Below are 12,285 nucleotides of genomic sequence, written 5' to 3'. Positions count from 1 at the left end.
CTGCCTCATTGGGCAAAGAAGCGCTTTTCCTCTCAAACGAGAGGCGGAAAATATTCTCTCAAAGATTTTGTGACTTGGAGAACATCGGCTGCTGGTAAGCGGATATCGACGGTCAGGTGGTGGACGCTTGCGCGCCTATGAAGCCCGCCGGGCGACATGCAAGGACGGCCGGCCGTCTGCCGGCAGCGATGAAACGGTGGGCAGGCCTCGCGCTTCCTGTACAGAATAGCCCAACCGTTGCAGGCTGGCCCGCGCCAACGCCGCATTGCTGTCGATGACGACCAGCCCATTCGTATCGCCGAGGCTGGCCGCCACGACGGACAGTTCCGTGCAGCCAAGCAGGGCGGCGTCGGCGCCGGCCCGTTGCGCGAGATGAAGCGCGCGCTCGGTCTCGGTCGCGGCCTCTGCGATCGAACCGGCCTTGACGAGCATGATCGCGCTGTCGACTCGCTCCTGAAACTCGGCCTCCTGCGGGAGGCAGAGGTCGAACCCCGCCGCCGTCATCCTGTGCTGATAGAAGCCGGAAACCAGGGTGCCCCGGGTTGCGAGGTTAGCGACCCGGCCCCGGTCGAGGCCACGGCGGATCTCCGCGACCACCGCGTCGCCGATATGCATGATCTCGGCTGACGAGTTTGCCGCCAACTTGTCGTACCAGTGATGGGCGGTGTTGCAGGGCATGGCGATGCAGGTGACGCCGAGCGCGTTGAGCGTCGAGACCGCGGCCTGCAGCGGCGCCAGCGGTCCGTCATGGCCGGCCAGGATCGCTTCGGTCCTGTCGGGCAGTTGCGGCACGCTGAGGATGACGCAAGGCACATGCTCGTTGTCGCGCAGCGCCTCGGTCATCCGCGTCAGCTTGAAGTAGAAGTCGGCCGACGCCAGCGGCCCGAGGCCGCCGATGATGCCGAGCTGCGGGCGGATGCCGTCGTCGATCATCGGGCGGGCTCGGCTTCGAGCTCTTGCGCGACGGTTTCAGCGCTCTGCGCCGCCTCCCGATGGCTCGGCGCGATCATTGCCGTGCTTGCCGCGACGGTGGAGACGCTGGACAGCGTCATCAGCGTGTCCACGGCCGCGTCCACCGCGACGAACAAGGCGAACGCCGCCTCGAAGGGAAGCTTCAGATAGCCGCAGACGATAGACATCTGCGACAGGATGAGCAGGCTGCCCATGCCGCCTGTCGTAAGCGCCAGAAGCGCGGAGACGACGCCGACAAGCAAGAGATCCGGGATCGCCAGCGGATGGCCGTAGAGCTGGGCAATGAACAGGGCGCCGGATGTGTAGACCAGCGCCGGCCCGGTCCGCAGCAGCGCCGCCTGCAGCGGCACGAGCAGCTCGACCACCACCAAGTTGAAGCGCAGCCGCTCGCTCAAAAGATTGATGACCCACGGCAGCGAGGCGACGGTGGAGCGCGTCGTGATGGCCACCATCAGAAGCGGCTGAAGGGTCTTGATCGTGGCCCAGTAGCTTCGCCGCGAGCGTATGGCGATGACGGCGAACGCTCCGGCGAGGAAGGTCAGGCAGGAGAGGCCCATAACCAGCAGATAGCCGCCCATCAGCATCAGCGGCTTGGTGCCGGTCGACGCGGTCTGGTCGGCGATCAGGACGAAGGTCGCAAAGGGCAATCCCCAGACGAACCAGTTGGTCAGCACGGTGCAGGCCCGATACACCGCGTTGAGCGCCTGTGAGAGGCTGAGCGACGAGGGTTGGGGAATCTTGCCCATCGCCAGCCCGAAAAGCAGGCAGAACAAGAGCACCTGGATGGTCTGGCCAGAGGCCAGCGCGTTGAAGACGTTGTTCGGCACCAGATCAAGGAAGATCGAATGTCCGCTGTTCGGATCCCCGGTCGACGGCGGGGGCTGGAACGGGAATGCGAGATCGGTGGAGACGCTGCCTTGCGAATTGATGAACTCGCCGAGCTCGATGCGTGATTGCGGGTTCTCGATCTGGCCGGGCTTCAGGATTAGCGAATAGGTGCCGCTGACCAGCACGGCGAGGAACGACACGACCAGCACCGCTATGCCGACCTTGCCGAGATATCGGACCGATTTCGGATCCTGGACCATCGCGGTGATGGAGAAGATCACCGACGAGACCAGATAGGGCAGGACGACCATCTTGAGGAAGTTCAGATAGACCTGCGCGACGGGGCTGATCGCATGCGCAAAAGCCGGGTAGTAGAGTCCGCACAGGATCCCGGCCAGGATCATGATGATCGTTGTCAACGGCGAGCGCAGGATGCGCTTTGCCGCCAGGCGCCAATCGAGAGGCATGGGTGCGGCTGCATCGGAGACGGCCATCGTCAGGCTTTGCTCCCCTGGCGGTAGCGCGCGATGATCTCGTCGGTGTTGAGGACCTGCTGGCCTCGCGCAAGATCGAGATAGAGATCGACGAAGGCCGCGAGATGCGGATTGGCGGGGTTAATGCCGACCGCGATCGTGTCGACCTTGTCGGTCAGCGTGATCGAGCGCGCGACGACCGTCATCGACGGATCGTCGACCATCAGCTTCTTGATCTCGAAATCATCGCGATAGGCGAGGTCGATCGTACCGTTGCGGATCGCGTCGATGACGGTATTCCAGCCCGCGAAGCGTTGGATCGTGGCGTGCGGGAAAGTGGTCGCCGCATAGGTGGCGAAGGACGAGCCTTCGATCACGCCGAGATCGCCCGAGAAATCGCGGATGATCTGTTCGGGCGGCTTACCCTGCGTGATGCGCGCCAGGTTCACGCGGTTAGCGAGCAGCCCCTGGTGCAGCATGGCGTAGGGCCGCGAATAGAGGATAGAGCGGCCGCGCTGAAGGGTGCGGCTGAGCTTGCCGATCGCCAGGTCAGCCTGGCCGGACGTCAGCTTTTGCACCATGGCGTCGAAGGTCACGGCGGACCGGTCGAACACCGGTTCGACGCCAAGCTCCGCGGCAATGCCGCGCGCAAGGTCCACGTCGATGCCCTTGTCGCCCGAGCCGTCGGCCGGAAAGAATGGATCCGAAGCGAAGGCCGGCATGGCGATGCGCAGCTTGTTGTCGCCGACGATGGGTTTTGGACCGTCCTGCGCCTGGGCCGGCGTGGCCGCAGCTTGCGCTTGCGCGATCAGCAGCCCTCCGCCTCCGGCTGCAAACAGCGTGCGACGTGTAAGCGGCATGCCCATTCTCAATTCGCGCAGGAGAGCCGGACAACAATTCTGACCAACTCGCAGTATGCACGCCGAAGTTAAGTAAAGGTATCTTTTATTTTTCGCCTTTTTACATTGCAGATCGCTAAAATGCCATCAATATATGCGAATTTTCTAAAAATACCATCCACGGCCGGGCGCGCTGTTTTACGGTTGCTGCGGCGGGATCGTCAGAAGGTCTCGACCCAGGGCCTCAGCTCGACCTCGAAGCTCCAGGCGCTGCGATGCTGGCGATGGACTGCGAGATAGGTCTCGGCGATCGCGTCGGGCGAGAGGCGGCGATCCGGACGGTCGGGCTCGGGCGCCTGTCCAGCCGGCTCGATCTGGCCGTCGATGATGAAATGCGCGACGTGGATGTTCTTCGGCGCGAGCTCGCGCGCCATCGATTGCGCCAGCCCGCGCAGGCCGAATTTCGGCATGGCGAAACCGGCCGAGCCGGAGAAGCCCTTGAGGCTCGCCGTGGCGCCGGTGAACAGGATCGAGCCGGAGCCGCGCGCAAGAAGCCGGCGCGCCGCCTGCTGGCCGACCAGGAAGCCGCCATAGGCGCCGACAAGCAGGGCTTGTTTGACCGCCTCGGGATCGAGCTCGGCGATCGGGCCGCGCGTGCGGCCGCTGGCGTTGAAGACGGCGATTTCGAGCGGGCCGGCCTTGTCGGCCGCCTCGAATAGCCGCTCGACGGAAGCGACGTCCGAGACGTCGGTTTCCACCGCCTGCGCGCCGGTTTCCTTGGCGAGCGCGGTCAGTTTGTCGACGTTGCGGGCGGCGAGGATGACCCGGAAGCCCTCCCTGGCGAGAAGCCGCGCCAGCGAGGCGCTTAGGCCAGAGCCGGCGCCTGCGATCACTGCAACATTGGCTGCCATGGCCTTTCCTCCGGATAGCTCGATGTCGGAGCCCCAGGCTCGCGCCTTCGGCGGCAAGAGGCAAGAATGTGGTTGCTCGATTTTCGTCCTTTGGCGCAAAAGGCCGCCGGCATAGACCGGCTCGCCGTTTCACGGGAGCGGCGAACCGCTCTATCTTCTTGTTTTCACGCAATTCCGGACGGAAAACCGCTCACACTTTTCCCGGAATTGCTCTAGCCGCGGCGAAAGACTTGCCTGCCGCGCCGATCCGTCCGACACGTGGTTGGACGACGATTCGGGGACAAGACCATGGAACCAATCTGGGCCGTCGGCCTGATGACCGGCACGGTGCTCGACGGCAACATCGACGTGGCGCTGATCAAGACGGACGGCGAGCGCATCGCCGACGCCGGCACCTACACGCTCGCCCCCTACCCGCAATCGATCCGCGCCCTGCTCGAAGAGACGCTGCGCCAGGCGCGCGTCTGGAATTTCGAAGGTTCGGAACCCGCTATCTTTCGCGAAGCGGAGGAGGCGCTGACGCGGGCGCAGTCGGCCGCGGTCAAGGATCTGGTCGAGAGCCAGGGGATGCGCATGGCCGATATCGGCGTCGTCGGCTTCCACGGCCAGACGGTGCTGCACCGCGCGCCGCAGCCGGGACGGATCGGCCGCACGCGCCAGCTCGGTGACGGCGAACTAATGGCCTCGCTGCTCGGCACCAAGGTCGCCTATGATTTCCGCTCGGCCGATGTCGCGGCCGGCGGGCAAGGCGCGCCTCTGGCCGCCGCCTATCATGCGGCGCTGCTGAGGGATGCCGACCCAAGCGGCGACACCGCCGTGCTCAACCTCGGCGGTGTCGGCAACATCACCTGGTGGGACGGCAAGGACAATATCGTCGCCTTCGACACCGGTCCGGCCAATGCGCCGGTCAATGATTTCATCAAGGCGAAGGGCCTCGGCGAGATGGACCGCGACGGCAGGCTCGCTGCCGCCGGCGAGGTCGATGAGGAACGGCTCGCTAAGCTGCTCAAGCATCCCTACCTGACGAAACCTTATCCGAAATCGCTTGACCGCTTCGACTTCACCGCCGCGATGGCCGAAGGGTTGAGCGCCGAGGATGGCGCAGCATTGCTGACGGCCTTCACCGTGTCGGCCGTCGGCAAGGCGCTCGACCTTTTGCCGCGCAGGCCGAAGCGGCTGGCGGTCAGCGGTGGCGGCCGCCACAACCCGACGATGATGGCAATGCTCGAAAGTCGCGCCGGCGTCGAGGTGGTGCAGGCCGAGTCGCTTGGATGGAAAGGCGACGCGGTGGAAGCGGAATGTTTTGCTTTCCTCGCAGTGCGCGTGCTGCGCGGCCTGCCGATCAGCTTCCCAAGCACCACCGGCGCGCCCGAGCCGCTGCGCGGCGGAAAGCTCGCCGGATAGAGTCTTTGTTCGTGCAATTCCCGACGGAAGGCTACGGCGAAGACGCCGAGCCTAACCGCTCCACACTTTTCCTGGAATTGCTCTAAGGCAGCCTCTTCTGCAGGAAAACGCGGCGGCGGCCGATCGGGAAATCCGGCAATTCGCCGAACGGCTTGTAGCCCTGGCGCTCGTAGACCTTCTCAGCGGTTGGACTGAAAGTGTCGATCCAGGCGCCGTGGCAACCCCGCGCAACAGCCTCGCGTTCGGCCGCGTCGAGCATATCGGCGGCAACGCCTTTTCCGCGCAGCTTTTCGTCGACCCACAGCCACTGCACATAAAGCCAGCCCCAGGCGGTGTAGCCGGATATGCCGGCAACGATGGCGCCGGTTTCGTCGCGCACGAAAACCGCCAGCGGCTTCCGGGCCGACGCGCCGACATCGGCATCGTTGAAGGCGGTGAGGTTCCCGCTCAGGAAAGCGAGATCCTGCGGCAAAGGCTCGGCGGTGATCTCGAGACTGGTCTTCATCGGCTGCGACTCCGGTTCGCAAGTCAGCCTTAGAGCAATTCCGAGAAAAGCGCGAAACGGTTTTCCGGCCGCAAATGAAGAGTGGGGCAGGCCTGTTACCGAGGACCGACTGAGCGCCACGTCGCTGCGCCCGCCGCCACCAGCATCAGTCCCGCGGCGATCAGGGCGCAATTGGCGAAGCCGAGGCTCGTGTAGAGCGGGCCGAAGCTTGCCGTGCCGACGGTGACGGCGAGATAGGTGACCGCGCTGTTCAGTCCCATGATGGTGCCGCGCCGCGACGGGTCGAGCGCGGTGAGGCGCATGACCAGCACGTTCAGGCCGAAATGGTTGGCGAGGCCCCAGACGGCGATCGTCGCAAGCAGGAGACCGAAGCCGGTGCTCGCCAGCGCGATCGCGACATAGACGGCCGCGACCAGCAGATAGGCGAAGGGCATTACGCGGCGGGCGCCGAGGCGGTCGATGACGCCGTCCAGCAAGGCCGCCGCGCCGAAGCCGAGGCCGTAGGCGACCGCCGCCAAGCCATTGGCGCTGACCGGCTCGCCGAGGGCTTCGTGGAGATGATCGCCGAGATAGCCATAGACGCCATAGAAGGCGGTCATGAAGGCGCCGCAGGCAATGAGCAGCGGCAGGATGCCGGGAACGGCGAGCGCGCCGAGCGGCGACGGCGCGGGGCCGCTTTTCCTGGTGTCATGCAGCGAGCTCATCGCCAGGCCGGCAACGGCCGCTGCCGCCAGCAGCGCGACGGCCGCGAAGACAGCGCGCCAGTGGATCAGATCGGCGAGCACGGCCGACAGCGAGACGCCGGCTACCATGGAAAGCGTCCAGCCGGTCAGCACCACCCCGATGGTGCCGCTTTCGCGGCCGGGTGGAGCGATCGCGGCCGAGCTCGCATAGATCGCCGGCATGGCGATGCCGGCGGCAACACCGGCGACGAGCTGGGCCGTCACAAGAAACGCGACGGTCGGCGCGAGCGCGCTGGCGACCAGCGCCAAAGCCAGCAACAGCAATGCGCCTTGAAGCATGCGGCGCGCGCCGATCCGGTCGATGTAGCGGGCAAGGAAGAGCGCGCTGGCCGAGGTGCCGAGGCCGAAGGCGGCGGCAGCCGTCATCACCGCCGGCACACTGGCGCCGAACGACGCCGCGACGGCAGGCGCGATGGGTCCCAGAACCAGCGAATTCGAGCCGATGACGGCAATGCAGCCGGTCAGCAGATAGGCGGCGGCCGGGATCGGCGCGCGCGGCGCCTCAGTTATAATTGCTGATTGATCAGTGTTCGGCATATCGTCATAATGGCCGAATTGAATTCCGCAGCAATGGAGATTTTCCATATGGACGCAGAAACAGATGACATTCAGCGGAACAAGCATCCGGCCCGCGAGGCCGACCCGATCGACCGAAAGATATTAGGCATTCTCGTCGAGGACGCGACCGTCAGCTATGCCGAGCTCGGCGAGCGTGTCGGCCTGTCGCCGCCAGCGGCGCATGAGCGGGTCAAACGGCTGAAGCGCAGCGGCGCCATCCGCGCCACAGCGGCGCTCATCGATCCGAGGGCGGTGAAGAAGCCGCTGCTCGCCTTCGTGCATATCGATACCAGGGGTTGGGGCAAGACACCGGAACTGATGGCGGTCTCCAAATATCCGGAGGTCGAGGAGATCCACACGGTCGCCGGCGACACCTGCATGCTGCTCAAGGTGCGCACCGAGGACACGCGGGCGCTGGAAGGACTGCTGGCCCGTCTCTACGATACGCCAGGCGTCACCTCGACGCGCAGCTATGTGGTGCTGTCCACCTACCTGGAACGTCCGGTGCAGCCGGAGATCACGAGCGAATGGCCGGCGCCGAAGCATATGGCAAACCCAATGTATTAGGCCGTTGCCGGCTGATGGCGCCTGGAACGCGCCAGCAGATAGAAGGCCGCGGCATGCGTGATCATCAAGAGCGGTACGTAGATGATCGGGATCGCGTAAGTCGCGCCCAACTGGCCGGCCTGCCCCGGAAGGTCGAGCAGCACGCCGTGATAGTAGTCGCCGACAAGGTCGACCACGCCGACGACATTGAAGGCGACGACGAGCGGCCAGAAAATCGCGGGCCGCTTCACGCCAAGCAGCGCCAGCATGGCGAGCAGACCGGTGGCGAAGTCGCCATAGGCGGCGAAGCCTGCGAAGCCAGGCGCAAGCTCGGGGCCGACCACGCCCGGGATGAGGAAGACGAGGCCGAAGAAGCGGAAGCTGTGCAGCGTTGCGATGGCGCGCTGCGCCTCAATCGGCTCCATCGACCTCAGCCTCGGCCAGATATAAGCGGCGAAGCAAAGCAGCCATGGCACGTAGCCCAGCGCGAGATGGATGTTGAAGATCACCGCCGGTGACATCTTAACCTCCTATGAAGTTTTGGCCGGAACGGCTTCGAACACCGCCGTGAGGATGCCCAGCCGTCCTTCCATGAGATTGCGCCCGAGATTGGTGGCGAGCTCCGCGAACCCCTGCCCCATGACGACGCCGAGATTGAGCGAAGGCGGCGGGCCGGAGGCGCGGAGCTCGGCGAACCAGGCCTTGGCTATGGCCGTGTCGTCGCGGCGGACGAGCGTGCCGAAGCCGGCCGCCTCGATCGCCTCGCAGGTCGCCTCGGCCGTCAGAAGGAAGCTTTCGCCCGGCGTCTTCGCCCACGGAACCGGATAGAGCGGATCGCCGCTCTTCAGCACGACGTCGAAGGTCGCGAATTTTCCGCCAGGCTTCAGCACGCGCCTGATCTCGCGGTAGAGCAGCGGCCGGTCGGTGATGTTCATCGCCACGTGCTGCAACAGCGCGGCGTCCAACCGGCCATTCTCGAAGGGAAGAGAAAGCGCGCTGCCGGTTTCGAACGACACTTTGTCGTCCTGCCCGGTTCGCGCGGTCAGGTAGCGCGCGGCCTCGACGAAAGCTTCGCTGAGGTCGACGCCCGTCACCTGGCAGCCATAGGTCTCCGCAAGAAAGCGAGCCGGCCCGCCGACGCCCGATCCGACATCGAGCACCGACATGTCGGCGGTGATGACGGCCAGATCGGCGAGTTCCGCCGTCGCGGCGAGCCCGCGGGTGTGGAACTGGTCAAGAGTCGCCAACTGTTGGGGTTTCAGCCGCTGTTGCTCAGGCCCAAACACCGCCAGCGTGGTCTTCAACCGATCGGTGAGGCCGGTCGCACGGTAGTGATCGCGCACGCGATCGAGTTCATTTGTCATTGCCATTTCCCTTCAGGCTTCCAAGTCACGGCAGAAATACGGGCGCTTCCTGCGAACCGCTATCCGCGATAATGTCGATGGGTCATGAAGCAGAACTTCACAGTCAGGCATGGCGCGCTCGACGGCGTCGAAGCCTTCTTGAGCGTCGCAAGGCACCGCAATTTCCGCAAGGCGGCGGCCGAGCTTGCCGTCACCCCGTCAGCGATCAGCCAGGCGATACGCACGCTGGAGGCGCGCATAGGTGCTGCGCTGTTCATCCGCACGACGCGCAGCGTCGGCCTCACCGAAGCCGGCGAGAGATTTTTCGCGCGTGCCCGGCCGGCCTTCGAGGAGTTGATCGCCGCGAGCGAGATCGCGCGCGGCATGGGCCAGCGGCCGGCGGGGCTGTTGCGCCTCTCGGTGCCGCCGGCCGTGGTGCCGGTGCTGCTGGAGCCGATGATCGCCTCCTTCTGCCAGGCCTATCCCGAGATCGAGTTGGAGATCGTCGCCAGCGGCGAGTTGGCCGATCTCGCCGCCGGGGGATTCGATGCCGGCATCCGTATGGGGGACCTGATCGCGCCCGACATGGTCGCCGTTCGCCTGACGCCCTCCTTCCCGATGGTGGTCGTCGGCAGTCCGCAATATCTGCGCCGGCGCGCGGCGCCCGAGCGCATCGAGGATCTGCGCGACCATGCCTGCCTGCGCCTGCGCCGCTCGAACGGCTCGGTCGCGCCCTGGTCCTTCGTCGACGGCAACAAGACGATAGAGGCGATCGTCTCGGGACCGTTGATCGCGCATGACTACCCCTCGCTGCTCGGCGCGGCGATCCAGGGTGTCGGGCTGGCACAGGTGCCTGGTCCTATCGCCGAGACGCCGATCGCCGACGGGCGTCTGCAGGCGCTGCTCGGCCGCTTCGCGGTGACCACGCCGGGCGTGTTCCTCTATTACCCGGAAAGGCACCAGGTGCTGCCCAAACTGCGCGCTTTCATCGATCACGCAAGACAGCCCAGCGGCGTCGATGCTTCCCCGAAGCGCCCGGGCAGGAGGCGGCAAAGCTGACGCTTCAGGGCGTCGTCGGCCGGGATCTCGGCCGGTATCGATCTGGCGCTGGCGTTGATCGAGGACGATCTCGGCCCTGCGATCGCGCGCCGTACCGCTCAGCAACTCGTTGTCCACCAGCGTCGGCCTTGCGGGCAGCCTCAGTCATCGGGCCTTCGAACTCGACGGCCTCGGCCACCGCCGCAGGCGCCAAGGCGCGCAGCGGCGAGAGCCTGAGAGGCACGCAGTCAGCCGGCGCGGGATTCGATCAAGGATCGGATGCGCTCAGCGTCGGCGGGCGTCGCGGGGTTGTAGACGATCATGCCAAGCTCGGGCCGGCCGTCAACGGCAAAGACAGAAAACTCCAGCTCGATCAGTCCGATCTCGGGATGCCGCATGCGCTTCACGCCTTCGCCATGCGCAGGCGCGACTTCGTTATCGCGCCAGAGCGCCGCGAACTCCGGACTCGCCCGGGAAAGCTCCTCGACGAGTTCCGTGACCTCCGCGCCGGCGCCGGCCCGGACGGCATCCGCCCTGAAGGAGCCGACCACGAAACGCGCGACGCTCTGCCAGTCGTCCTGCGCGTCGCGCACGCGGGGATTGCCGAACATCAGGCGCAGGATGTTTCGCTGCTCGCGCGGCAGCTTGGAATAGTCGGTGAGCATCGCCGCGGCGGCACGGTTCCAGGCCACCACATCCCATGTCGCGGTCTTGATGATCGCTGGGCTGGGGTCCAAGGCATCGAGGACGCGCTGCAGGCGCGGCGTCACGCTATCCACGCTTTTGTAGCGGACTTCCGGCGGCCGCCCGAGACCCAGCATGAACAAATGCTCGCGTTCGGGCTCGGTCAGCATCAGGCCCGTGGCGATTCGATTCAGCACATCGGCGGACGGCGCGCCGCCCCGCCCCTGCTCCAGCCAGGTGTACCAGGTCGGGCTGATGTTGGCGCGCTGCGCCACCTCCTCGCGGCGCAGCCCTTGCGTGCGCCGACGCCCCGTGGCGAAGCCGAAGGCGGCGGGATCGAGGCGCATGCGGCGATCGCGAAGAAATGTGCCCAGCTTGTTGGTCGTCTCTTTGTTGGCAATCTCTTGAGGCATCGCTATCCTGTTGGCAATTATACCATGATAAGATCACTACTTTAACAGAATGAGTTATAGCGCAAATAAGGCCTCCGAACAACCACAGGAGACCTTCCCATGCGTGTATTCCTTACCGGCGCGACCGGCTTCATCGGTTCCAGGATCGTGCCCGAGCTTCTCGCCGCCGGCCATCAGGTGCTCGGCCTGACCCGCTCCGATGCCGGCGCGCGGTCGCTTGTCGCCGCAGGCGCCGAGCCGCATCGCGGCGATCTCGAAGACCTCGACAGCCTGCGCGACGGCGCGGCAAAATCGGATGCGGTGATCCATACCGCTTTCGACCACGATTTCTCGAATTTCGTCGCGAATTGCGAGAAGGACAAGCGCGCCATCGAAGCGCTGGGCAGCGCGCTCGCCGGCTCCGACCGGCTGCTCATCATCACGTCGGGCGTGGGCATGGGCTCTGCCGAACACGGACAACCGGCGCGGGAAGACATCTTCAACACTGACCATCCCAATCCGCGCATCCTGTCCGAGCTTACCGGCCAGGCGATGGCCGAGAAGGGCGTCAAGGTGTCGGTGGTGCGGCTGCCGCAGGTGCATGACACGGTGAAGCAGGGCCTGATCACACCGCTGATCGCGCAAACGCGCGCCAAGGGCGTGTCGGCCTATCTCGGCGAGGGCCGCAACCGGTGGTCGTCGGCGCATGTGCTGGATGTCGCGAAGCTCTACCGTTTGGGGCTGGACAAGCAGGAAGCCGGCGTACGCTACAACGCCGTCGCCGAGGAAGGCATCCCGATGCGCGAGATCGCGGAAGTGATCGGCGCGGGCCTCAACGTGCCGGTGGTCTCGCTGTCGCAGGAAGAAGCGGCCGACCATTTCGGATGGCTTTCCATGTTCGCCGGCCTCGACATGCCGGCGTCGAGCGAGTGGACGCGCGCACATCTCGGCTGGCAGCCGACCGGACCCGGCCTCATCGCCGATCTGGAGCGGATGGATTATTCGCGAGCGGCCGCGGCTTAACTGCACTCGCGGGGCGGTCCGGCAAT

General features: G+C 65.5%; 13 protein-coding genes. 4 read left to right on the top strand and 9 right to left on the bottom strand.

Features of this window, described 5'->3' with window-relative positions:
• Window positions 1-135 precede the first annotated feature (135 nt).
• From MJ8_RS08935 to MJ8_RS08920, 4 genes are all read right to left on the bottom strand, one after another.
• Window positions 136-933 carry an aspartate/glutamate racemase family protein gene (locus MJ8_RS08935; RefSeq protein WP_201414043.1) on the bottom strand — a complete coding sequence of 266 codons (798 nt, stop codon included), beginning with the start codon at window positions 931-933 and terminating at the stop codon, window positions 136-138.
• Window positions 930-2,267 (bottom strand): dicarboxylate/amino acid:cation symporter, encoded by a 1,338-nt coding sequence (locus MJ8_RS08930; RefSeq protein WP_225248202.1) that lies wholly within the window; start codon window positions 2,265-2,267, stop codon window positions 930-932. The genes MJ8_RS08935 and MJ8_RS08930 overlap by 4 nt, the downstream gene beginning before the upstream one ends.
• A 29-nt stretch (window positions 2,268-2,296) precedes the next feature.
• Window positions 2,297-3,133 carry a substrate-binding periplasmic protein gene (locus MJ8_RS08925; RefSeq protein ID WP_201414041.1) on the bottom strand — a complete coding sequence of 279 codons (837 nt, stop codon included), beginning with the start codon at window positions 3,131-3,133 and terminating at the stop codon, window positions 2,297-2,299.
• A gap of 200 nt (window positions 3,134-3,333) precedes the next feature.
• Window positions 3,334-4,023, bottom strand: a complete 690-nt coding sequence (locus MJ8_RS08920) for an SDR family NAD(P)-dependent oxidoreductase (protein ID WP_201414040.1) — start codon at window positions 4,021-4,023, stop codon at window positions 3,334-3,336.
• A gap of 288 nt (window positions 4,024-4,311) precedes the next feature.
• Here MJ8_RS08920 and MJ8_RS08915 point away from each other — a divergent pair, with 288 nt between their 5' ends.
• On the top strand, window positions 4,312-5,427 hold the full coding sequence (locus MJ8_RS08915; RefSeq protein ID WP_201414039.1) for an anhydro-N-acetylmuramic acid kinase: 1,116 nt from the start codon (window positions 4,312-4,314) through the stop codon (window positions 5,425-5,427).
• Between the two features lie 82 nt (window positions 5,428-5,509).
• Here the strand turns inward: MJ8_RS08915 and MJ8_RS08910 are convergent, their stop codons facing one another.
• Both MJ8_RS08910 and MJ8_RS08905 read right to left on the bottom strand, forming a co-directional pair.
• Entirely contained in the window at window positions 5,510-5,932 is a 423-nt protein-coding gene (locus MJ8_RS08910) for a GNAT family N-acetyltransferase (protein ID WP_201414038.1), read from the bottom strand.
• Window positions 5,933-6,027: 95 nt separating this feature from the next.
• Window positions 6,028-7,212, bottom strand: coding sequence for an MFS transporter (locus tag MJ8_RS08905; protein ID WP_201414037.1), 1,185 nt, complete (start codon window positions 7,210-7,212; stop codon window positions 6,028-6,030).
• A gap of 48 nt (window positions 7,213-7,260) precedes the next feature.
• Between MJ8_RS08905 and MJ8_RS08900 the strand changes: the two genes are divergently transcribed.
• Window positions 7,261-7,800 carry an Lrp/AsnC family transcriptional regulator gene (locus MJ8_RS08900; RefSeq protein ID WP_201414036.1) on the top strand — a complete coding sequence of 180 codons (540 nt, stop codon included), beginning with the start codon at window positions 7,261-7,263 and terminating at the stop codon, window positions 7,798-7,800.
• Here the strand turns inward: MJ8_RS08900 and MJ8_RS08895 are convergent.
• Entirely contained in the window at window positions 7,797-8,300 is a 504-nt protein-coding gene (locus MJ8_RS08895; RefSeq protein ID WP_201414035.1) for a hypothetical protein, read from the bottom strand. The genes MJ8_RS08900 and MJ8_RS08895 overlap by 4 nt on opposite strands.
• Window positions 8,301-8,309: 9 nt before the next feature.
• Window positions 8,310-9,143 carry a class I SAM-dependent methyltransferase gene (locus MJ8_RS08890; RefSeq protein WP_201414034.1) on the bottom strand — a complete coding sequence of 278 codons (834 nt, stop codon included), beginning with the start codon at window positions 9,141-9,143 and terminating at the stop codon, window positions 8,310-8,312.
• An 84-nt stretch (window positions 9,144-9,227) separates the two neighbouring features.
• On the opposite strand from MJ8_RS08890, the gene MJ8_RS08885 reads away from it, so the two are divergent.
• Window positions 9,228-10,181 (top strand): LysR family transcriptional regulator, encoded by a 954-nt coding sequence (locus MJ8_RS08885; RefSeq protein ID WP_201414033.1) that lies wholly within the window; start codon window positions 9,228-9,230, stop codon window positions 10,179-10,181.
• Window positions 10,182-10,408: 227 nt separating this feature from the next.
• Here MJ8_RS08885 and MJ8_RS08880 read toward each other — a convergent pair whose 3' ends face one another.
• Window positions 10,409-11,191, bottom strand: a complete 783-nt coding sequence (locus tag MJ8_RS08880; RefSeq protein ID WP_263649650.1) for a helix-turn-helix transcriptional regulator — start codon at window positions 11,189-11,191, stop codon at window positions 10,409-10,411.
• Between the two features lie 165 nt (window positions 11,192-11,356).
• On the opposite strand from MJ8_RS08880, the gene MJ8_RS08875 reads away from it, so the two are divergent.
• Entirely contained in the window at window positions 11,357-12,259 is a 903-nt protein-coding gene (locus MJ8_RS08875; RefSeq protein ID WP_201414031.1) for an SDR family oxidoreductase, read from the top strand.
• Window positions 12,260-12,285: the final 26 nt, after the last annotated feature.

This window comes from Mesorhizobium sp. J8 (assembly GCF_016591715.1).
Lineage (GTDB): Bacteria > Pseudomonadota > Alphaproteobacteria > Rhizobiales > Rhizobiaceae > Mesorhizobium.
Note: the sequence above shows the minus strand (reverse complement) of the source record. Positions and strands in the feature narration are given on the sequence as shown.

Excerpts from the sequence above, each read along its gene's own strand:
- MJ8_RS08935 (WP_201414043.1), bottom strand. The coding sequence starts at position 933 with ATGATCGACGACGGCATCCGCCCGCAGCTCGGCATCATCGGCGGCCTC.
- MJ8_RS08930 (WP_225248202.1), bottom strand. The coding sequence starts at position 2,267 with ATGCCTCTCGATTGGCGCCTGGCGGCAAAGCGCATCCTGCGCTCGCCG.
- MJ8_RS08925 (WP_201414041.1), bottom strand. The coding sequence starts at position 3,133 with ATGCCGCTTACACGTCGCACGCTGTTTGCAGCCGGAGGCGGAGGGCTG.
- MJ8_RS08920 (WP_201414040.1), bottom strand. The coding sequence starts at position 4,023 with ATGGCAGCCAATGTTGCAGTGATCGCAGGCGCCGGCTCTGGCCTAAGC.
- MJ8_RS08915 (WP_201414039.1), top strand. The coding sequence starts at position 4,312 with ATGGAACCAATCTGGGCCGTCGGCCTGATGACCGGCACGGTGCTCGAC.
- MJ8_RS08910 (WP_201414038.1), bottom strand. The coding sequence starts at position 5,932 with ATGAAGACCAGTCTCGAGATCACCGCCGAGCCTTTGCCGCAGGATCTC.
- MJ8_RS08905 (WP_201414037.1), bottom strand. The coding sequence starts at position 7,212 with ATGCCGAACACTGATCAATCAGCAATTATAACTGAGGCGCCGCGCGCG.
- MJ8_RS08900 (WP_201414036.1), top strand. The coding sequence starts at position 7,261 with ATGGACGCAGAAACAGATGACATTCAGCGGAACAAGCATCCGGCCCGC.
- MJ8_RS08895 (WP_201414035.1), bottom strand. The coding sequence starts at position 8,300 with ATGTCACCGGCGGTGATCTTCAACATCCATCTCGCGCTGGGCTACGTG.
- MJ8_RS08890 (WP_201414034.1), bottom strand. The coding sequence starts at position 9,143 with ATGACAAATGAACTCGATCGCGTGCGCGATCACTACCGTGCGACCGGC.
- MJ8_RS08885 (WP_201414033.1), top strand. The coding sequence starts at position 9,228 with ATGAAGCAGAACTTCACAGTCAGGCATGGCGCGCTCGACGGCGTCGAA.
- MJ8_RS08880 (WP_263649650.1), bottom strand. The coding sequence starts at position 11,191 with ATGCGCCTCGATCCCGCCGCCTTCGGCTTCGCCACGGGGCGTCGGCGC.
- MJ8_RS08875 (WP_201414031.1), top strand. The coding sequence starts at position 11,357 with ATGCGTGTATTCCTTACCGGCGCGACCGGCTTCATCGGTTCCAGGATC.